The organism is Actinomadura sp. WMMA1423, from assembly GCF_006547145.1.
Taxonomy (GTDB): Bacteria; Actinomycetota; Actinomycetes; order Streptosporangiales; family Streptosporangiaceae; genus Spirillospora.
Genome location: NZ_CP041244.1, coordinates 7,759,547 through 7,778,179, shown reverse-complemented (window position 1 = coordinate 7,778,179; position 18,633 = coordinate 7,759,547). Strand labels below are relative to the sequence as shown.

The following is an 18,633-nucleotide window of genomic DNA, read 5'->3' as shown; positions in this document are numbered from 1 at the left end:
CCCGGAGAACCGCCCCTCCCGCAGAACCGCCCCTCCCGCTGGAACGCCCGCATGCCGAAGCGGCGCGCCGCCCTTTCGGGACGGCGCGCCGCGCTCGGTCAGGTGTCAGACGGAGGCCTCCACCTTGGCGTCGTTCTTCTCGGGTTCCGGACGGGAGCGGGACGAGCGTGCCGCCAGGACGTCGCGGGCGGTGCCCCAGACGCCCCGGCGGAACAGCAGCACCACCACGATGAAGATCGCGCCGGTGATGATCCCGGTCTCCTCGAACCCGGCGGTGGCCAGGTAGTCGTTCAGCTCCACGATCAGCGCGGCACCGATCGCGCCGCCCCACAACGTGCCGATGCCGCCGAGGACGACCATCATCACGGCCTGCCCCGAGGTCGTCCAGTAGACGCCCTGGAGGGACGCGAAGCCGTGCCCGACGGTGAACAGCCCGCCCGCGAGGCCCGACAGGGCCGCCGACAGGACGAACGCCAGCAGCTTGTAGCGGTCGATGCTGTAGCCGAGCGCCCGCGCCCGGTTCGGGTTGTCGCGGATGGACATCAGGACCCGGCCGAAGGGCGACCGGACGATGCGCCAGGCGATGAACAGCCCGACCAGGACGAACGGCAGCGCCGCGTAGTAGAAGAAGAACGGGTCGGACAGGTCGAGCCCGAACAGCTCCCTGGGGATGCCCTGGAGGCCGTTCTCGCCGCCCGTCGCGTCCCTCCACTGGTTGGCGATGAAGTACACCATCTGCGCGAAGGCCAGCGTGACCATCGCGAAGTAGATGCCGCGCAGCCGGACCGACAGGAAGCCGATCGGGACCGCGAGCGCCGCCGCGAAGGCGGCGCCGCCCAGCACGGCCACGGGGAACGGCAGCCCGGAGTGCAGCGCGATCAGGCCCGTGGCGTAGGCCGAGCCGCCCCAGAACGCCGCGTGCCCGAACGACAGGAGCCCGGTGAAGCCGAGCAGCAGGTCGACGGCGGCCGCGAACAGCGCCCAGCAGACGATGTCGAGCGCGACCGGCGGGTAGATGAACCAGGGCAGGACGAGCGCCACCACGAGCCCCGCGGCCAGCAGGACCGGCCGTCCGGCCAGCTTGGAGAGGATCACGAGACCTCCTCGGCGGTCACGGGCTCTCGGGCAATCACGGGGTCTCGGGCGGTCACGGGCTCTCGGGCGGTCACAGGGTCTCGCGCGGTCACGGGCTCTCGGGCCCGCACGGGGTCTCGGGCGGTCATAGCGCCTCCTCGCGTCCGAACAGGCCGGCGGGGCGCCACAGCAGCACGGCGGCCATCAGGATGAACACCAGCGTCTGCGACAGCGACGGGACGTAGTAGTTGCCGAGGGCCGAGACGAGCCCGACCGCGAACCCGGCGGCGACCGAGCCGAACACCGAGCCGAGGCCGCCGATCACGACCACCGCGAACACCGTGATGATCAGGTCGGAGCCCATCAGCGGGTTGACCGCCCGCATCGGCGCGGCGAGCACGCCCGCGAACCCGGCGAGCGCGATGCCGAACCCGAACACCGGCGTCACCCACCGGGCGACGTCGATGCCGAGCGCGCGCGACAGCTCGGGCCGCTCGGTCGCCGCCCGCACGATCATGCCGACGCGGGTCCGGGTCAGCACCACCCACACGGCGCCGCACACCAGCACCGACACCGCCAGCACGAACACCTGGTAGGTCGGGTAGGTGAACAGGCCGAGGTCGATCGACCCGTCCAGCGCGGACGGGCGCGGGTAGGGCTGCGACTGGACCCCGTACTTGCGCTTCACCAGGTCCTGGAGGATCAGCGCGAGCCCGAAGGTGAACAGGAAGTTGTAGAGCGGGTCCAGCGGCGCGAGCCGGTGGATGAACAGCCGCTCGACCACCACGCCCGCGATGCCGAGGACGAGGGGCACGATCAGCAGCGCGAGCCAGAAGTTCACGCCGAAGGAGTCGAGCAGCACGAAGGAGCCGAACGCGCCGAGCATGTAGAACGCGCCGTGCGCGAAGTTGACCACGCCCAGCATCCCGAAGATGACGGCCAGGCCGAGGGCGAGCAGGGCGTAGAACGCCCCGCCCACCAGCCCGTTGAACGCCTGTTGCAGCACGTCGCGGCCCGCCTAGAGGGAGCAGGACGGGTCGGGCTGCTGGAACGCCTCCGCCGCCGGGATCGTGCTGAGGATCTTCTCGTAGTCCCACGGCTCCTTGACCTCGCTCGAGGGCTTGACCTCGGCGACGTAGGCGTCGTGGGTGAGCAGGTGGTCCTCGGCGCGGATCGTGCCGGTGGAGGTGAAGGCGTCGTTGACCTTGGCGCCCTCGAGCTGCTTCACGACGTCGTCGGACTTGTCGGTGCCGCCGCGCTGCACGGCCTCCAGGTACTGGAGGGCCGCCGAGTAGTCGGCCGCCTGCACGGCCGTCGGGCGGGCGCCGGTCTTGGCCTTGAACTTGTCGGCCCAGGCGCGGTTGCTCTGGTTGGCGTTCCAGTACCAGAAGTCGGTGAAGCGCGTCCCGGCGAGGGCGTCGGAGCCGAGCGAGTGGATGTCGGTGATGAACATCAGGCCCGCGGCGAGCTTCACGCCCTTGTCGCGCAGCTTGTACTCGTTGTACTGCTTGACCAGGTTGACCAGGTCACCGCCGGCCTGCATGGCGCCGAGCACCTGGGGCTTGGGCTTCAGGCCCGGCGCCTTCAGCAGGAACGTGGAGAAGTTGTCGTTCGGGAACGGCGTGGGGTCGCTCTTCACGACGCTGCCCCCGGCGCCCTTGATGGCCGTCGTGAACGTCTTCTGCATGTCCTGCCCGAACGCGTAGTCCGGGTAGACGATGTACCAGTTCTTACCGCCGTCCTTGGTGACGCCGGTGCCCGTGCCGTGGGCCAGCATGTAGCTGTTGTAGCCGTAGTGGAAGGTGTACTTGTTGCACTGCTTGCCTTCCAGCTCGGTGGTCGCGGCGCCGACGTCGATGAACAGCTTCTTCTTGTTCTTGGCGACGGTCGCGACGGCGAGCGCGGCGGACGAGGTCGGCACGTCCAGGATCAGGTCGGCCTGCTTGCGGTCGTAGAGCTCCTGGGCCTTGGAGTTGGCGACCTCGGGCTTGTTCTGGTGGTCGGCCGAGATGACCTCGATCTTGTCGGTCACGGCCTTGTCGCCGTACTTGGCCTTGAAGTCGGCGACGGCCATCTTCACCGCCTCGACGGCGTTCTTGCCCGACAGGTCGGCGTACACGCCGGACTGGTCGGTCAGCACCGACAGCACGATCTTGTCGTCGCTGATCTTGCCCCCGCCCCCGCCGGGTCCGCCCGCGCAGCCGGCCAGCAGCGCTCCGGCGGTCGCGAGCGCGGCGCAGCGTCCGAGATCTCTCATCGGGGTCTCCCTATATTCCGAGGTACTGGAGGAGTTCGCTCTCGCGGGCGCGGACCTCGTCGTTGTCCATGGACTCGACGATCCGGCCCTCGGCGAGCAGGTGGTGGCGGTCGGCGACGGTCGCGGCGAAGTGGACGTTCTGCTCGATGAGCAGGACGGTCACCCCGGCCGCCTTGACCTCGCGGAGGATCTCGCCGATCTGCTGGACGATCAGCGGCGACAGGCCCTCGGTGGGCTCGTCGCACAGGAGCAGGCGGGCGCCGGTCCGCAGCACCCGGGCGAGCGCGAGCATCTGCTGCTCCCCGCCCGACAGCTTCGTCCCGGGGAAGCGACGCCGCTCGCGCAGCCGCGGGAAGGTCTCGTACACCCGCTCCAGCGACCAGGGGTCCGGTCCCATCACGGGCGGCAGGGTGAGGTTCTCCTCAACCGAGAGCGTCGCGAAGATGCCGCGGTCGTCGGGGACGTAGCCGAGGCCTCGCCGGGCGCGCTTGTGGGGGCTCATCGCGGAGATGTCCTCGTCCAGGAACCGGACCGTTCCGGACGCGCCCTTGTGCAGCCCCATCAGGGAGCGCAGGAGGGTGGTCTTGCCGGCGCCGTTGCGCCCGACGAGGGTGACGATCTCCCCTTGGTCGACGTGCAGCGACACCTCGCGCAGGGCCTGCGCCTCGCCGTACCAGGCGGACAGTCCGTCAATGCGCAGCATTGGAGTCTCCGAGGTAGGCGGTGACGACGCGGGGGTCGTGGCGGATCTCGGCGTAGGGGCCCTCCACGAGCACCTGGCCGTGCTGCAGGACGGTGACCCGGTCGGCGAGGCTGGAGACGACGCTCATGTTGTGCTCGACCATCACCACGGTCCGCCCGGCCCGCACCTTCTTGATGAGCTCGACGGTGCGGCCGACGTCCTCGACGCCCATGCCGGCGGTCGGCTCGTCCAGGAGCAGCACCTTCGGGTCCAGCGCGAGGGCCAGCGCCAGTTCGAGGGCGCGCTTGCGGCCGTAGGCCAGGGCTCCCGCCGGGACGTCGGTGTGCCCCTCCAGCCCGACCTGCCCGAGCAGCTCGGCGGCGCGGTCGGAGTGGCGGTGCAGCGCCTTGTCCGACCGCCAGAACCGCCACCCGAGGCCCGTCCGCCCGGCGAGTGCGAGCTCGACGTGCTGGCGCGGGGTGAGCTCGGCGAACAGGCTCGTGATCTGGAAGGACCTCGCGAGGCCCAGCCTCGCGATCAGCTCGGGGCGCCGCCCGGCCAGCTCGTGCGCGCCGAGGCGCACGCTGCCCTCGGTCGGCTTCAGGAATCCGGTGAGCAGGTTGAACAGCGTGGTCTTGCCCGCGCCGTTCGGCCCCACCAGCGCGTGGACGGACCCTTCGGCGATGTCGAGGTCCACGCCGTCCACGGCCCTGAAGCCGCGGAACTCCCTGACCAGGCCGCGTGCCGCCAGCACCGGGGCCTCTCGGTCCGGGTCGCCCATGCGCCCTCCTCGCGCTCGTCGTGGACGGCCCGAACCACACTCGGGCCGCCGTGACCGGGAACGCTAGGTGGGACCCGTGGACCGGACCATGTGAGCCGACCCCACATTCGGACGCCCGGATACGGGTGTGAGACACATCACGCGCAGGTCACGACCACGGGCACATCGCGACTTCGGCGGATATGTGGGTGATCCACGTGGCAGCGGTCACAGGCTGCGCCCACCATGGCGGGCACCTGACATCCGTCCCGAGGAGCCGGAATGCCGATCGTCCGCCCCGCCCTTACCGCCGGCCCCGCCCTTGCCGCCAGGACTGCCCTTACCGCCAGGACTGCCCTTACCGCCGGCACCGCGGCCGGCGCCCTCACCGCGGCCCTGGCCTTTCCCCTGGGCCCGGCCGCGCACGCCGGCGCGCGGCCGGACCCCGCCTGCGCGCCCGGGCTCGCGGTGCCGGGCGCGGAGAAGCAGGTGGCCGCCTGCCTCGACGACCTCACGACCGCGGGGACGGTCGGCTCGGGCCACACGGTCCCCGCCGACTGGGCCGGGCTGCACGCCGCGGGCACGCGCAACCCGTCCGGGGTCCCGGGCATCCAGCTGGACGGCTACTTCCCGGACACCTCGACGTTCAACACCAACAACGGCTGGAACCACGACGCCCAGTTCGTCATCCGCCTGCCCGAGCGCTGGAACGGCGGGCTCGTCGTCGCGGGCTCGCCCGGCAACCGGCGGCAGTACGCCAACGACTTCACCATCTCCGACTGGGCGCTCGCGAAGGGCTACGCCTACGCGGCGACGGACAAGGGCAACAGCGGCACGGAGTTCTACAAGGACGGCCGCCGCCCCGGCGACGCCGTCGTGGAGTGGAACGACCGGGTGACGCAGCTGACGCGGGCCGCCAAGAAGGTCGTCGCCAAGCGGTACGGCCGCACGCCCCGGCGCACCTACGCGGCGGGCATCTCCAACGGCGGCTACCTCGTCCGCTGGCAGCTGGAGAACCGCCCGGAGCTGTACGACGGCGGGATCGACGCCGAGGGCACGCTCTGGCGCGCCGACGGCCCGAACCTGTTCACCTACCTGCCGAAGATCCTGCGCGCCTACCCGTCCTACGCGGCCACCGGCGACCCGTCCGCGCACAAGGCGCTCCTGGACGCGGGCCTCGCACCGGGCTCGGAGTTCCTCTGGCCGTTCCACAACCAGGTCTACTGGGAGCTCACCCAGCGCATCTACCGCGCGGAGTTCGACCCGGCCTACACGGGAGAGGAGGCCGCCTACAACTACGCCGCACGCCCGAAGGAGGTCCGCCGCGCCGTCGCCCGCGTGGCGCTCACGGGCCGGATCCGCAAGCCCCTGATCACTCTCCACGGCACCTACGACACGCTCCTGCCCATCACCACCGACTCCGACGTCTACGCCAAGCTCGTCCGCGCCAAGGGGAAGGCGCCCTACCGCTACTACCGCCTGGAAGCCGCCAACCACGTCGACGGCCTCTACGACTCCTTCCCCGACCGCCTGCGCCCGCTCCTGCCCTGCATGCGCACGGCCTTCACGGCCATGGAGTCCTGGACCCAGCACGGAACCACCCCGCCCAAGAGCGCCACCCTCCCCAACCCCACAACGGGCGACCCCGTGAACACCTGCTCCCTCACCTCCTGAAAATCCTGAACACCATGTAGGTGATGCCGAGGATGACATCGGCCGCCACCCAGAGCGCGATGATCAGCCCCACCCCGATCGTGGTGCCCGCCTCACACGCCTCGTCACCGCTGCAGTCGTTCGCCATGGCCCCGAGGATCACCCAGATCAGAAAGCCGATCTGGACGGCCAAGAAGATCCACGGGAACACGCGGTGCCTGCGCCTGGCCGGCGGTGCGTCTGGCTCCGGCAGTGTCTTTCCCTTGCTCATCACTCCCTCCTTCCACTGGAACCGCCGGTTTCTTCCAGGGGAACAGGAGGCCGACCAATGAGACCGCCCAAGCCAGCAACCAGGCGACAAAACATCAATGCGCTTGGTCGATCACCAGAGGAGACACCGAGACCAACGACATGATCGTGTTGTATTCGCCGGCCACCCCCGGCCGGCCGGCCGGGGCAATCCGCAGGGATGCTGGAACCGGTGAGGCTACGCGGGCGACACAGCCTCCTGCCTGAAGAGCGGCAAGCAAATCGAGACGATCATGCGGATGGTCCACTCCCTCGGCGGTTGAGGGTTACCGCTTGTCGCGCGTCCAGGTGAGCAGGTCGTCGGCGGGGAGGGTGTTGACGATCTGGGACGCGGGGACGCCGCAGCGGGCGGCTCGCTCGCAGCCGAAGGGCTGCCAGTCGAGCTGCCCGGGCGCGTGGGCGTCGGAGTCGACGGAGAACCGGCAGCCCGCCTCGACCGCCAGGCGCAGCAGCCGCTTGGGCGGGTCGAGGCGCTCCGGGCGCGAGTTGATCTCGACGGCGACGTCGTAGGCGGCGCAGGCGTCGAAGACGAGCGCGGCGTCGAACTCCGACTCCGGGCGCAGGCCGCCGCGCTTCCCGCCGGCCTTCACGATGCGGCCGGTGCAGTGGCCGAGGACGTTCACGCGCGGGTTCGCGACCGCGGCGACCATCCGCTTGGTCATCGCGACGCGGTCCATGCGGAGCTTGGAGTGGACGCTGGCGACGACTACGTCCAGGCGGTCGAGCAGGTCGGGGTCCTGGTCGAGGGCGCCGTCGTCCAGGATGTCGACCTCGATGCCGGTCAGGATGCGGAACGGCGCCAGGGACTCGTTCAGCTCGGCCACGACGTCGAGCTGGCGGCGCAGGCGGTCGGCGGACAGGCCGTTGGCCACCTTCAGGCGCGGCGAGTGGTCGGTGAGGGCCAGGTACTCGTGGCCCAGGGAGCGGGCCGTCTCGGCCATCTCCAGGATCGGGGACCCGCCGTCCGACCAGTCGCTGTGGGTGTGCAGGTCGCCCTTCAGCGCGGAGCGGAGGGCGGCCGTGGCCTCGTCCAGCGGCTCGCCCTCGGTGGCCTCGAGCCGCCGCAGGTAGACGGGGGTCTCGCCGCGCAGCGCCTCCTCGATGACCAGGGCGGTGACCTTGCCGATGCCGGGCAGCGCGGTGAGCGTCCCGTCGCGGGCGCGGTCCGCGAGCTCGTCCGGCGCCGTCTCCTCCACGCGGTCGGCGGCCGTGCGGAACGCCCGTACGCGGTAGGTCGGCTCATGGGCGCGCTCCAGCAGGAACGCGATGCGGCGCAGCGCTTCGACGGGCTCCACGCCTCGCACCGTACCCAGGTATCACCCGGCACGTCCCACCACGGTGTCATCCGAGTGAGACCCGGGCTCCCTAGCCTGGTCCCCATGGCCGGGGAGAACCTCACACTGCGCGGCGCCCTGAAGGACGTGCTGCTCGCCGCCGCCGTGACCGGCAGGGCCGATCCCGCCCCGCTGAACCGGCCGTGGCCCCTGCTGCTGCGCTGGACGCGGTACATCGGCGTCGGGCGGCTGCCGTACGGGGTCGTGGCGAACCTGTTCGGGCTGGCCCTAACCGTCGGGCTCGTCGCCGGGACGGTGTCGCTGCTGTCCACCGAGACGCTGCGGCGCGGGATCTACGTCTCCGACGGGACGAAGCTCTTCATCGCGGTGGCGGTGACGGCGCCGCTCGCGCTGCGCGACCGGCATCCGCTCGGCGCCTGGCGGCTGAGCTTCCTCGCGATGGCGCTGATCGACGTCGACGGCTGGCTGACCGTCCCGTACGTCCCGGCGGGCTCGTTCGCGGCGGTCGTGACCGTGTACACCGTCGCGGTCCGCTGCTCGCGCGACATCACGCTGGGCGTCGGGATCATCTCGTTCGCCGGGCTGTGGATCAAGGACCCGGAGACCGGGCCCGGGGCGTCGGTGCTGCTCCTGCTGCCGCTCGCGGTGGGGTACGCCGTCCGCGTCCGGCAGACGTCCCGCCGCGAGCTGGCCGAGCAGGAGAAGCGGCACCAGGACGCCGAGGCGGTGCTGACCGAGCGGCAGCGGATCGCGCGGGAGCTGCACGACGTCGTCGCGCACCACATGTCGATGATCGCGATCCAGGCGGAGGCGGCGCCCTACAAGGTGGAGACCCTCCCGGACGAGACGCGCCGCGACCTCGCCGAGATCCGCGCGACCGCGCTGGACGCGCTGACGGAGCTGCGCCGCGTCCTCGGCGTCCTGCGCGCGGAGGACGGCGCCGAGACCGCTCCGCAGCCCAGCCTGGAGCGCCTGGACGAGCTGGTCGGCAACGCGCGCGGCGCCGGCCTGCGCGTCCACACGAAGGTGAGCGGCGACCTCGGCGCGCTTCCCCCCGGCGTCGGGCTCACCGCGTACCGGATCCTCCAGGAGGCGCTGAGCAACGCCATGCGGCACGCGCCCGGCTCCCGCGTCGAGGTCGTCGTTACCTGTGATGGCGGCGTCTCCCGCGATGGCGGCGCGTCCGGTGATCGCGGCATAGTGTGGCTCGGCGTCGTCAACGGCCCGCCCGCCGGCGGCCCGGGGTCGGTTCCGCCGCTTCCGGGCGGCGGACACGGGCTGGTCGGGATGCGCGAGCGGGCGGCCGCGCTGGGCGGCGAGCTGACCGCCTGCCCCACGTCCGAGGGAGGGTTCGCCGTGACCGTATCGCTGCCGGTGAAGGCGCGGGACGCGACGTGACGATCCGGGTCGTGATCGTCGACGACCAGGGCATGGTGCGCACCGGCTTCGGCGTGCTGCTGAACGCCCAGCCCGACATCGAGGTCGCGGGCGAGGCCGCCGACGGCGCGGAGGGCCTGCGCCGCATCGCCGAGCTGCGTCCCGACGTGGTCCTGATGGACGTGCGGATGCCGGTGATGGACGGCCTGGAGGCGACCCGCCGCCTCCTCGCGGACGCCGGGGACGGCGCCCCGAAGGTCCTCATGCTGACGACGTTCGACCTGGACGACTACGTCTACGAGGCCCTGCGGGCGGGCGCCAGCGGGTTCCTGCTGAAGGACGCCTCCGCGACCGAGCTGGCCGAGGCGGTGCGGGTGGTGGCGGCGGGCGACGCGCTGCTGTCCCCGTCGGTCACGCGGCGGCTCATCGCCGAGTTCTCCCGGCTCGGGGGGCCGCGCGCGCCGTCGCGCAAGCGGCTGGAGCAGCTGACCCAGCGGGAGACCGAGGTCCTCGCGCTGGTGGCGCGCGGGCTGTCCAACGGCGAGATCGCGGGGCGGCTCGTCGTCGCCGAGCAGACCGTCAAGACCCACTTCGGGCGGATCCTGATGAAGCTCGGGCTGCGGGACCGCCCGCAGGCGATCGTCTACGCCTACGAGGTGGGGCTGATGCGGCCCGGCGACTGATACCGGGCCTTCCCCGTAGTACCCGGGGTGCATCCCGTCGTACCGGGGTCCAATGGCACGGAACGGCACCGCGGGCCGATGTGCTCTTATCCGTCCGATTTCTACCTTCCTGATCAGTGCCCCACCCGCTGACCAGGAAGGACGCGCGGGATGCCCAGCGCTCGCAGGACCCTCGCCGCTCGCAGGAGCGTCGCCGCTCGCAGGAGCGTCGTCGCCGTGTCTGTACTGGCCGCCACCGGTGCGGTGACCGCCGCGGGACATGCCGAGGTGTACGCGCCCCCGGCCGCGGCGCCCGCTCTGTCGGCTCCGGCCCTCGGCGCCCGCTACGAGACGACCGGCCGGGACATCGCCCGCGCCCTGGCCACCGCGAGGCGCGTCCACGACGAGGGACGGGCGCGGGCCCTGGCCTCCTTCCTGGCGCCCGGCCGCCGGTTCCTGTCCTTCGACCCGCGAGGCGACGGGATCGCCGTGGAGGTCCTGGGCGACCTTGAGCACGCCGACCGGGTGGCGGTCGTGGTGCCCGGTGCGGACAACTCGCTCGGCAACTACGACTCGCCCAAGTTCGTCGGCGGCGGCAGCCGGGCGCTCTACCGGCAGGCCCGCGCCTCCGCGCCCGGCGCGCGGATCGCCGTCATCGCCTGGCTCGGCTACGACTCGCCCTCGACCCTGAGCACCGGCGCCCTGACGGCCGGGCACGCCGAGAAGGGGGCGCGCGGTCTCGAAGGACTCCTCGCCGGCCTGCACCGCGTGAACGGGAAGGCCCGCTTCGCCCTTCTCTGCCACAGCTACGGCTCGGTGGTCTGCGGCAAGGCCGTCCCGCGGTTCGCGCCCCTGCCGGTGGACGAGGTCGCCCTGTTCGGCAGCCCCGGCACCACCGTGCGCCACGCGTCCGACCTCGGGACGCCCGCCCGCGTATGGGCAGGCCGGGCCAAGGGCGACTGGATCCAGTACGTGCCCCACGTCCGCTTCACCGGGGTCGGGTTCGGCGCCGATCCCGCCGCCCCCGGCTTCGGCGCCCTGCGCTTCGACGCCGGGACGGGCCCCCACAGCGGCTACCTGAAGCCCGGGTCCCTCGCGCTGTGCAACCTCGCCCTGATCGCCCTCGGCCGCGACGCGGAGGTCACCCGTGCCTGAAGACCAGCCTCCCGGCTCAGAAGGCACCCGTGTAAAGGACGACGACAGGGACGCCGACCGCGACGCCGACAACGACCGCGACGGGGCGGTGGACGCCCTGCGCGCCTTCGCGATCCTCGGTGTCGTGCTCGGCCACTGGCTCGTCACCGCCCTCGTCGTGGACGGCCCCAGCCACCGGTTGCACGTCACCAGCCCTCTCAAGACGATGCCCGAACTGACACCGATCTCTTGGGTCCTGCAAACGCTCGCCGTCTTCTTCTTCGTCGGGGGCTACTCGGCGGCGAAGAGCCTGCGTCCCGGCGAGCCCTGGAGCCGCCGCCTGCTGCGGCGGCTGGCGCGCTTCGCCCGGCCCCTCCCGGCGCTGGTGATCGTCTGGATCCCCGTCGCCGCGGCCCTGTCGTGGGCCGGGTTCCCAGGAGGCGGCATCCGCGTGCTGATCGAACTGGTGCTGAGCCCCCTGTGGTTCCTGTGCGTCTACGTGGTGCTGACCGCCCTCACCCCGCTCGTCGCCGCCGCCTGGCACCGGTTCGGGATCGCGGGCGCGGCGGTCCCCGTCGCCGCGACCGCCGGGATCGACCTCGGCCGGTTCACCCTCGGCGCGCCCGGCTGGACGGGCTGGGCCACCGTCCTCACCGCCTGGCTCCTGCCGTTCTACCTCGGGATCGGCTGGGCGGACGGGGCGCTGCGGTCCCGCCGGGCCGGGCTCGCCCTGCTGGCCGGGGGCACCGCGGCGGCCGTGCTCCTCGTCCTTCTCGCGGGGTACCCGGCGAGCATGGTCGGCGTCCCAGGCGCCGCGGTCTCCAACCTCAGCCCGCCGACCCTCGCCGCGGTCGCCTTCGGCCTCGCCCAGACGGGCCTCGCGGTCCTGCTGCACGGGCCCCTGACCCGCTGGACGCGGCGCGCCGGGGCCCGGACGGTGATCGCCGCGGCCAACCGCTCCGCGATGCGGATCTACCTCTGGCACCAGAGGATATCCACAGGCTACTTCTACTGCCACCCCTGCGGCCTGCCGGTCTAGCCGAGAAAGGGGGTATCTCGCCCAGCGCGGTAGTGGCGCAGTCTCAACCGCTGGGTGTGGTGCATGGGCAAGGCGTCCAACTCGTCGGCTGGCACCCAACGCACCTCTAGGGACTCGTCGCTCACCTGGAGGTCGCCACCGAGTAGGCGGGCCTTGAAGCAGACGTTGAACTGTCGGCGTACCTCACCGTCTGAGTAGGCGATGATGTGGCGCGGGTCTGTGTAGGTACCGACGAGCCCGGTGACCTCCACGTCGTACCCGGTCTCCTCTTTGACCTCCCGGACTGCCGTGCCTGGAAGCGACTCGTCTAGGTTCATGCCTCCACCGGGCAGTGCCCAGAGACCGGAGTCGGCTCGTCGCTGCATGAGCACTTCGCCGTGCTCGTTGATGACGACTGCGGAAGCGGCCACGACCATGGAGTTCGGGGCCGGTGCGTCTGGGTCGTCGTAGTACTCGGTACGCGCCACTGTTCACTCCTTGACGGCCTGGCGGGAGAGTGCCCATACCGCTTCAAAGCTCTCGGCGTAGCGGTCGAACACGCCTCCCTCCGACTCTCGGCGCAGGTGCCAGACGGGCGTGCCGTAGGCACTCATCCCGAACAGGTGCGCGTTGACGAGCATCTGATCGTCACCGCGATAGATCGAGTTGTAGAGCGTGGTCCCGTGCTGGTGCACCTCGACGCCCGGCGTGCCGATCAGCGGGGCGTAGTGCAGAAGCGCCACGCGGCACCGGGACTCGATGCCGTGCCCGTAGGTCTCCTCCTCGCCCCGCTCGCTGACAGCTGGCGCTTCGGCGTCCCCCAGGAGGATGCGCACGCGGCACCCGGCGGCGGCCTTCTCCCGAAAAAGGTCGTTGAGGTCGGGCCACTGCTCGTGGAGGAAGACACCCGCGTAGACGAGGATCTCGATCCGTTCGTGTGCCTTGGCGAAAAGGGACCGCCAGAGGTCGAACGGAGCGTCTGCACGGGTGTCATGGAGGGCGATCAACTCGGGATGGAGCCCCCGCCTTCGCCGTCCCTGCTCTAAGGACGGCCATAGGTACGCCATGTCTTCGCGGAGCGCGCGGGCGGCCTTGTAGGCGGTTGTCCGGTGGGGGGTTCTGCCGGTGCTGACCCAGCGCTCGGCGGTCTTGGGGTCCACTCCTATGGCTTCGGCGAACTGGGCGTAGTTCAGTCCGGCGCGTGCCAGCGCGGTGCGTAGTCGCTCGTTGACGGCCATAGGGACGTTTATATGTCACCAAGACGTCCCCAGGGTGCCCTTCTGCGAAGTTCCGGCGTCCCCGCGTCCTACCGAAGCCTTGACGTGCATTGACAGCCGATGGAAGGAGGTTCGCCGTGGCAATGGGGACTTCGGAGGTAACGGAGGCGCGGCGTTTGCGGGTCTGGGCGCTGGCGCAGGCGCTGAAGTCGCACGGGTACGCGGTGGAGGTGGCCGAGTCTCTCCCTCTGCTGGCGGTCCCGGCCGCCTTCGGGGAACCGGTGGCGGTGCGCTGTGATCAGCGGGCGGTATGCGGTGGTGAGTTGTGGTTCGTCTTCGGTGGCGGGGGTGCGATCGCTCCGGCCGACGACGCGCACCTGGCCGATGTGGTGGTGGCGGTCAAGGGCAAGCTCGCCGCACAAGTCGATGGGTAGGCACTCGTCGGCCGGAGTGGTCGCCTGGTACGGGCGGGCCACGGGGGCATGGTGGGCCATGGTCCCCTCGTCGGACGGTCCACGGCTGGTGGAAGCGGCCAACCCTCGTGAACTGCGGGAAGCGATCGAGAATCCGTCGACCTGGCCATGGCCCCAACGCAAGTTCTCGGCTCGTCCGTCCGGCCGGTGACGACGTGAGGGCCGCGGCTTCCCTCGCGCGCTGACAGGGTCGGGGCCGGTCGATGGCCGCAGGCCACCCCGCAGGGGCGACCGGAGGGAGTCAGCCGGCGCCGTTGCGGCAATTCCGCCTCAAGCGTCGCCCGGCCTGGAAGCCGCTGCCCGGCACTTCATGCGGCGAGCCTTCGCGCGGGGCCTGCCTCGGCTTGCGCGGTGCGGCACGGGCGGGCCGTCCACGGTGGGGCGGGGCGGTGGTCGGGGCCGCGCCGCGAACGGCCCCCAAGGCCGCACGCGCAAGGCGCGGCGGCCGTCCACGGTCCCGCCCTGCGGTGGACGGGCCCAACCCCGCACCCGGCCCCGCGCCACCCCTGACGAGATCGCCCCTGAGCATCGGACCGCCGCAGATTAAAGCTGGACGGTTCCGGACTTGCGCGGGGGCGGGGGCCGCTAGCCTAACCGGCGAACGGGCTGGCTCTTGGCCTGCCCGCAATGGCCCGACGGCGGCCCCCGCAAGGGGCCCCCGAGCAAGTACGGAACCGGCCAGCGGCGCTAGGCGGACCTATTAACGGAAGCCGCCGCCGTTCGAGTCCCAGGGCTGAGCCCCTTGGGACTGCCCCCCATACGAGTCGTAGGGCTGAACCCCCTGGGACTGCCCCCCATACGACTCGTAGGGCTGAACCCCCTGGGACTGCCCCCCATACGACTCGTGTTGCGTGTACTTGCTAGCGAGCCCACTTTCAGCAGGGGGAAGACTAATCGGATACTTCTTTCGGCAAGTGCACTTGTACTCGGAGGTGTGGGTAGAGGTGTAGACCTTGACGATTCCGCTGCCTCCGCATTTGTAGCACCCAGGTTCGGCGACCCACCGATAGGTGCCGTCCTTTTCGCCACCTCCCGCAACGGCCGAGACGAGCAGGAAGAGGAGTCCGAACGAAGCGAACGCTTCGATGAGGTTCTTCATGACCACCCCTAGCCCTTGCCACCCACACCATGTCGGTGACCTTAGGGCTCCATCAAGATGGTAAGCACTTGTCGTCACACCGACAAGCAAACAGCAGCGCTCTACGCGGATAGAAAGAAGATCATCAAAACGATCAAGGCTACCCGTGAGACGCAAGACATCTCCGGTCTTTAGATGGCCAGATTGATTTATGTGTACTGGATGCAGCAGAGTCAGGGGTGAAGGGCCACACCCAGCCCCCTCGTGCATGCGACCGCGCAGCGGGCGCCTTGACCTTGTAATGAAACTCCTCGACGTCGGATGGTCTGAGCTAGCTCGCCTTGCGCTCCTCGTCACGCTCGGTGAGCCCTCGGCGGATGGCTCGGGCTTGCTGGATGCGGTTGCGGGCTTGTTCGGCCCAGAAGTGTTCGCCGTGCATGAGGCCGATTCCGAGGTACTTCCATTGCCCGGTGGTCACGGTGGTGCGGTTGGGGTCGGGCTCGGGTTGGCCTTCGGCTTGGCGGGCTGCCTGGGTGGCGTGGTCGGTTCGGGCCTGGCGTAGTTCGGTGAGGGTGACCGAGTAGCGGCGGGACGTGGAAGAGAAGTGCCCGCCGTACCCGAGCATGTGAGCCCAGTTGCGTAGCCGTAGGTCGTGGTACTCGGGCATGTCGGCCAGCGTGAAGCACGTCCAGATCATGCGGCGCGCGTGCTCGGACACCTTCAGCGAACTGATCTGGGTGACGTAGCGGATGGGCCGGTCTACGGTGCCGGAGTCCTCGGCGCCCTTGGTGGCGTACTTGGCGATGTAGCGGGCTACGTGCTTGTCGGCGATGCCGTCCAGCTCGGCGGCTACCTGGATGGCCTGGGTGTCGAGTTGGCGGCCCCACCGCAGGACGAGCGGCGGACTCGCCTCGTCCGGGTGTGGGGCCGGTACCTCGACCTGTGCGGCGGCGGTGCGCAGGGTGCGTTCTAGGAGTTCGGTGGTGGCCCATGGGGGCGGGGGCTGGTCGGGGCCGTCGGGTCCGTCCAGGCGCACCACGGCGTGGAAGTGGATCAGGCCGCGCCGCTGGTACTCGATCACGCGGGCATACGACAGGCGGGCCTGCTCGCGTAGGGCCTTGTGGGTGATGCCCAGCTCGGCCGTGATCAGCCTGGGGACGGTGAGGGTGAGGCGGCGCCACAGCTCGGGGGCGTGGGCGTTCCACAGCACGGCGGCGGGGTAGTCGTAGCAGTCGACGCAGATCGGTTGCCCTACCTGCGGGTCGTCGGCCTGGTGCCGCGCCCGGCACCCCTCGGGGCGGCCGTGCGCACACACGGGGTCGTCTCGTCGGGGTCGGCAAGGCTGGGTCTTTCCGGCCTTGGCCCGGTGGGCGTGCACGGCGCCGAACGAGGGGGCGGTGAGGGTGAGGAACACGCGCGGGTGTCCGCTGACCTCCTCGGGGACGCCCTTGCCTCCGGTCAGTCCGGAGATGATCAGGTGGTAGGTGTCGTCCCGGTACACCTCGGCGCACGCGGCGCACCTGGACGCGCGGCGGTTCCCGCACGCGATGATCAGGAACCCGGTCGGCTCGTCGTCAGTGGAGTAGGACTCGATCAACTCGCCGGTCTCGCCGTCCAGCGTGATCCGCTCACCGCGCAGGCGTACGGGCTGCTCGCACCCTCCGGTGGAGCGGATCATCTGGTGCCAGCGGTCGAAGTCGGGCATGGCTGCGCGCTGGACGGCGGCCGCCAGCTCGGGCGGTAGGTCGGGCATCTGCGGGCCGCTCATGCAGCTTCCCGCATGGTCTCGTTGTCCTGGCCGATGGCGGCCTGGTCCTGCTCGGCGGGGACACTCTCGGGGGACAGCGCAACCCCGAAGATCGTCCCGACCTGACGCCATTTGGCGTCTGTCCAGCGCGGGGAACGCTCGGCCTGGCGCTTGCCCCATGCGATGGCTTCCGGACTGGGTTCCAACCCTGGTCGCTCCTTCTCTCGGTGGAAGGAGTGCGCGGTGTGCTCCGCGACCTTGGGCACCTGATAGAAGGCATGCTGACGCCAACCCGGTGGTCAGATGCTTCAGCGAGTGGCGTATCTGAGAGAAGTTGGTAAGGGCGATCTGTGTGTGAGGCTTGTTCAGCGGAACGCCTTCCGCCTGGCGCCTATCTCCGGTGCCGGGAGCCCACCCCGGCGGCAACTGCCCGTGCGTAAGTGATGTTGTGTTGTACGGCTGCCTGTTTGTCTGAGGTCCCCTCACGAGGTCTCGGTGCCGGTGCCGACCCGGCGTGCCACTCGCCTGCCACGAAGACGCTCGCGCGACTCCGTGATCAAGATTGCCACGTCCAGGCGCCGACCAAACCTCCACAAACCCGGGCCTGCGGGCGTTCCGGACTGTGTGGGGTTGTCCGGGAGTGACCGCTGGCGTCCGCTGGTGTCCGGTGGTGACTGCTGACGTACGGCTGCCTAGCGCTCTAAAGTGGCACAGATCACACAAATGCCCCGAGAGTCCAGCTCCCGGGGCGTTCTTGCCTTGCCGCGCTCAGCCCTCGCGCCATACGGGCTCGATCAAGTCGGGGTCGAACGTCCCCCGACTACCGTGCCCCTTGCCTGCGGGGTGCACGATGACCGCGCTGAAGCACTCACGGATGTAGGTGCGCTTCTGCGCCAGGTCCAGACGGTCTTCGTCGGTCTCGGAGTACCAGCGGCGCCGAATGTCGCTCAGATCTGTGGCGGCTTGCTCTGCTGTCAGCAGGTACCGCTGACGTTCGGTGCGAAGTCGGTTGATGTCGGTCTCAAGCCTCTCTACCTCGTCGAAGTAGAAGCTGTTGCTGATCCGGCGCTTGCGGAAGCGGTCGCGTAGTTCCTGCATGGCCTCTTCCCACTGCTCCAACTCCTGCTGCCCTGGCCACGGCTGGACCTTCTTGCGCCGACGAACGGACCGTTCCTCCAGCTTCGCTAGGACCGCTTCCGAGATGAATTCGTCCAGCTTCTCGCCCCGGCGCGACAACCGGCCGCATCCTCCCTGGGTCTTGTCCTTGCAGTAGTAGCGGTAGGTGCCCTGCTTACGGTTGTTGACGACCCGCAGCCTGGCACCGCACATGGTGCCGTCGGGGAGGATGCGTCCGCATCGGAGAATGCCCGAGAGCAGGTGCTTGTGCTCCCTGTGGTCACGAGCCAGAGTGCCCACCACGCCAGCGCTGGTGACCGCCTTGCCCAGACGGGCCTCATAGAGGGCACGGATGGCCTGCGACTGCTCCGGCGTGATGATCGGCTCCCACTCGCCGACCACAGGCTTGCCGTCCACCTCGATGATCTCACCCTTGATCATCCGCCAACCGCACAGGCGGGGGTTCATGAGCATCTTCCGGAGACTCGCACGGGACCAGTCGTTGCCCTGCGGGGTCTTGACCCCCTTCTCCAGCCATTCACGCAGGACGGTTCCCTGGGACTTGCCCGCGAGTAGGTCCTCAACCGCCTTGATGATCAGAGCCTTCTCGCGGCCGTCGGCGATGATGCCGTCATCTGTCCAGCCGAACGCCCGGTGCCCTCGGGGGGCTGCTCCTCTCTCAGCCCGTCCCCGGTGCCACGTCCTGACCCGGCGACGGATCTTCTTGACCTCCATGCGGGAGAACACGGCACCCATGAGGCCCATGCTCTCGACGTCTTCG

18 protein-coding genes are annotated in these 18,633 nt (G+C 70.3%); 6 read left to right on the top strand and 12 right to left on the bottom strand.

The window, feature by feature from the left end; translation table 11 throughout:
• Nucleotides 1–105: 105 nt before the first annotated feature.
• The 5 genes from FKD65_RS36075 to FKD65_RS36055 form a co-directional block, all read right to left on the bottom strand.
• Nucleotides 106–1,095, bottom strand: coding sequence for a branched-chain amino acid ABC transporter permease (locus tag FKD65_RS36075; RefSeq protein ID WP_141583297.1), 990 nt, complete (start codon nt 1,093–1,095; stop codon nt 106–108).
• 124 nt (nt 1,096–1,219) lie between these two features.
• Complete coding sequence (locus tag FKD65_RS36070; RefSeq protein WP_141583295.1) at nt 1,220–2,080, bottom strand: branched-chain amino acid ABC transporter permease; 861 nt, start codon at nt 2,078–2,080, stop codon at nt 1,220–1,222.
• Nucleotides 2,081–2,092: 12 nt separating this feature from the next.
• On the bottom strand, nt 2,093–3,331 hold the full coding sequence (locus FKD65_RS36065; RefSeq protein WP_141583293.1) for an ABC transporter substrate-binding protein: 1,239 nt from the start codon (nt 3,329–3,331) through the stop codon (nt 2,093–2,095).
• Nucleotides 3,332–3,341: 10 nt separating this feature from the next.
• Nucleotides 3,342–4,034, bottom strand: coding sequence for an ABC transporter ATP-binding protein (locus tag FKD65_RS36060; protein ID WP_141583291.1), 693 nt, complete (start codon nt 4,032–4,034; stop codon nt 3,342–3,344).
• The gene (locus tag FKD65_RS36055) at nt 4,021–4,794 is read right to left on the bottom strand and encodes an ABC transporter ATP-binding protein (RefSeq protein ID WP_141583289.1); all 774 of its coding nucleotides are present in this window, start codon (nt 4,792–4,794) and stop codon (nt 4,021–4,023) included. The genes FKD65_RS36060 and FKD65_RS36055 overlap by 14 nt, the downstream gene beginning before the upstream one ends.
• Nucleotides 4,795–5,055: 261 nt before the next feature.
• On the opposite strand from FKD65_RS36055, the gene FKD65_RS36050 reads away from it, so the two are divergent.
• A complete protein-coding gene (locus FKD65_RS36050; RefSeq protein ID WP_141583286.1) occupies nt 5,056–6,447 on the top strand; it encodes a tannase/feruloyl esterase family alpha/beta hydrolase in 1,392 nt (463 codons plus the stop codon).
• On the opposite strand, the gene FKD65_RS36045 is transcribed toward FKD65_RS36050, so the two are convergent.
• Nucleotides 6,437–6,697: a hypothetical protein gene (locus tag FKD65_RS36045; protein ID WP_141583284.1), complete on the bottom strand. Its 261-nt coding sequence runs from the start codon at nt 6,695–6,697 to the stop codon at nt 6,437–6,439. The two genes, FKD65_RS36050 and FKD65_RS36045, sit on opposite strands and share 11 nt — an antisense overlap.
• A 304-nt stretch (nt 6,698–7,001) precedes the next feature.
• Nucleotides 7,002–8,030, bottom strand: coding sequence for a PHP domain-containing protein (locus FKD65_RS36040; protein ID WP_205718368.1), 1,029 nt, complete (start codon nt 8,028–8,030; stop codon nt 7,002–7,004).
• 84 nt (nt 8,031–8,114) lie between these two features.
• Here FKD65_RS36040 and FKD65_RS36035 point away from each other — a divergent pair, with 84 nt between their 5' ends.
• The 4 genes from FKD65_RS36035 (at nt 8,115) to FKD65_RS36020 (ending at nt 12,242) form a co-directional block, all read left to right on the top strand.
• Nucleotides 8,115–9,428 carry a sensor histidine kinase gene (locus FKD65_RS36035; RefSeq protein WP_141583279.1) on the top strand — a complete coding sequence of 438 codons (1,314 nt, stop codon included), beginning with the start codon at nt 8,115–8,117 and terminating at the stop codon, nt 9,426–9,428.
• Nucleotides 9,425–10,090 carry a response regulator transcription factor gene (locus tag FKD65_RS36030; protein ID WP_141583277.1) on the top strand — a complete coding sequence of 222 codons (666 nt, stop codon included), beginning with the start codon at nt 9,425–9,427 and terminating at the stop codon, nt 10,088–10,090. The genes FKD65_RS36035 and FKD65_RS36030 overlap by 4 nt, the downstream gene beginning before the upstream one ends.
• A 150-nt stretch (nt 10,091–10,240) precedes the next feature.
• Nucleotides 10,241–11,224, top strand: a complete 984-nt coding sequence (locus FKD65_RS36025) for an alpha/beta hydrolase (protein ID WP_141583274.1) — start codon at nt 10,241–10,243, stop codon at nt 11,222–11,224.
• Nucleotides 11,217–12,242, top strand: coding sequence for an acyltransferase (locus FKD65_RS36020; RefSeq protein ID WP_240809763.1), 1,026 nt, complete (start codon nt 11,217–11,219; stop codon nt 12,240–12,242). Before FKD65_RS36025 ends, FKD65_RS36020 begins: the two co-directional genes overlap by 8 nt.
• Here the strand turns inward: FKD65_RS36020 and FKD65_RS36015 are convergent.
• A complete protein-coding gene (locus FKD65_RS36015; protein WP_141583272.1) occupies nt 12,239–12,709 on the bottom strand; it encodes an NUDIX hydrolase in 471 nt (156 codons plus the stop codon). The two genes, FKD65_RS36020 and FKD65_RS36015, sit on opposite strands and share 4 nt — an antisense overlap.
• A 3-nt stretch (nt 12,710–12,712) precedes the next feature.
• Nucleotides 12,713–13,459: a helix-turn-helix transcriptional regulator gene (locus FKD65_RS36010; protein ID WP_141583270.1), complete on the bottom strand. Its 747-nt coding sequence runs from the start codon at nt 13,457–13,459 to the stop codon at nt 12,713–12,715.
• Between the two features lie 122 nt (nt 13,460–13,581).
• Here FKD65_RS36010 and FKD65_RS36005 point away from each other — a divergent pair, with 122 nt between their 5' ends.
• Nucleotides 13,582–13,872, top strand: coding sequence for a hypothetical protein (locus tag FKD65_RS36005; protein ID WP_141587300.1), 291 nt, complete (start codon nt 13,582–13,584; stop codon nt 13,870–13,872).
• A 1,448-nt stretch (nt 13,873–15,320) separates the two neighbouring features.
• Here FKD65_RS36005 and FKD65_RS36000 read toward each other — a convergent pair.
• From FKD65_RS36000 to FKD65_RS35990, 3 genes are all read right to left on the bottom strand, one after another.
• Complete coding sequence (locus FKD65_RS36000) at nt 15,321–16,757, bottom strand: replication initiator (protein WP_141583268.1); 1,437 nt, start codon at nt 16,755–16,757, stop codon at nt 15,321–15,323.
• The gene (locus tag FKD65_RS35995) at nt 16,754–17,002 is read right to left on the bottom strand and encodes a hypothetical protein (protein WP_141583266.1); all 249 of its coding nucleotides are present in this window, start codon (nt 17,000–17,002) and stop codon (nt 16,754–16,756) included. The genes FKD65_RS36000 and FKD65_RS35995 overlap by 4 nt, the downstream gene beginning before the upstream one ends.
• A 502-nt stretch (nt 17,003–17,504) precedes the next feature.
• A complete protein-coding gene (locus FKD65_RS35990; protein WP_168221292.1) occupies nt 17,505–18,608 on the bottom strand; it encodes a recombinase family protein in 1,104 nt (367 codons plus the stop codon).
• Between the last annotated feature and the right edge of the window lie 25 nt (nt 18,609–18,633).

Bases quoted from the DNA above. Each gene is read 5' to 3' on its own strand.
- FKD65_RS36065 (WP_141583293.1), bottom strand. From the start codon at position 3,331: ATGAGAGATCTCGGACGCTGCGCCGCGCTCGCGACCGCCGGAGCGCTG.
- FKD65_RS36060 (WP_141583291.1), bottom strand. From the start codon at position 4,034: ATGCTGCGCATTGACGGACTGTCCGCCTGGTACGGCGAGGCGCAGGCC.
- FKD65_RS36055 (WP_141583289.1), bottom strand. From the start codon at position 4,794: ATGGGCGACCCGGACCGAGAGGCCCCGGTGCTGGCGGCACGCGGCCTG.
- FKD65_RS36050 (WP_141583286.1), top strand. From the start codon at position 5,056: ATGCCGATCGTCCGCCCCGCCCTTACCGCCGGCCCCGCCCTTGCCGCC.
- FKD65_RS36045 (WP_141583284.1), bottom strand. From the start codon at position 6,697: ATGAGCAAGGGAAAGACACTGCCGGAGCCAGACGCACCGCCGGCCAGG.
- FKD65_RS36035 (WP_141583279.1), top strand. From the start codon at position 8,115: ATGGCCGGGGAGAACCTCACACTGCGCGGCGCCCTGAAGGACGTGCTG.
- FKD65_RS36025 (WP_141583274.1), top strand. From the start codon at position 10,241: ATGCCCAGCGCTCGCAGGACCCTCGCCGCTCGCAGGAGCGTCGCCGCT.
- FKD65_RS36010 (WP_141583270.1), bottom strand. From the start codon at position 13,459: ATGGCCGTCAACGAGCGACTACGCACCGCGCTGGCACGCGCCGGACTG.
- FKD65_RS36005 (WP_141587300.1), top strand. From the start codon at position 13,582: ATGGGGACTTCGGAGGTAACGGAGGCGCGGCGTTTGCGGGTCTGGGCG.
- FKD65_RS36000 (WP_141583268.1), bottom strand. From the start codon at position 16,757: ATGAGCGGCCCGCAGATGCCCGACCTACCGCCCGAGCTGGCGGCCGCC.
- FKD65_RS35990 (WP_168221292.1), bottom strand. From the start codon at position 18,608: ATGGGTGCCGTGTTCTCCCGCATGGAGGTCAAGAAGATCCGTCGCCGG.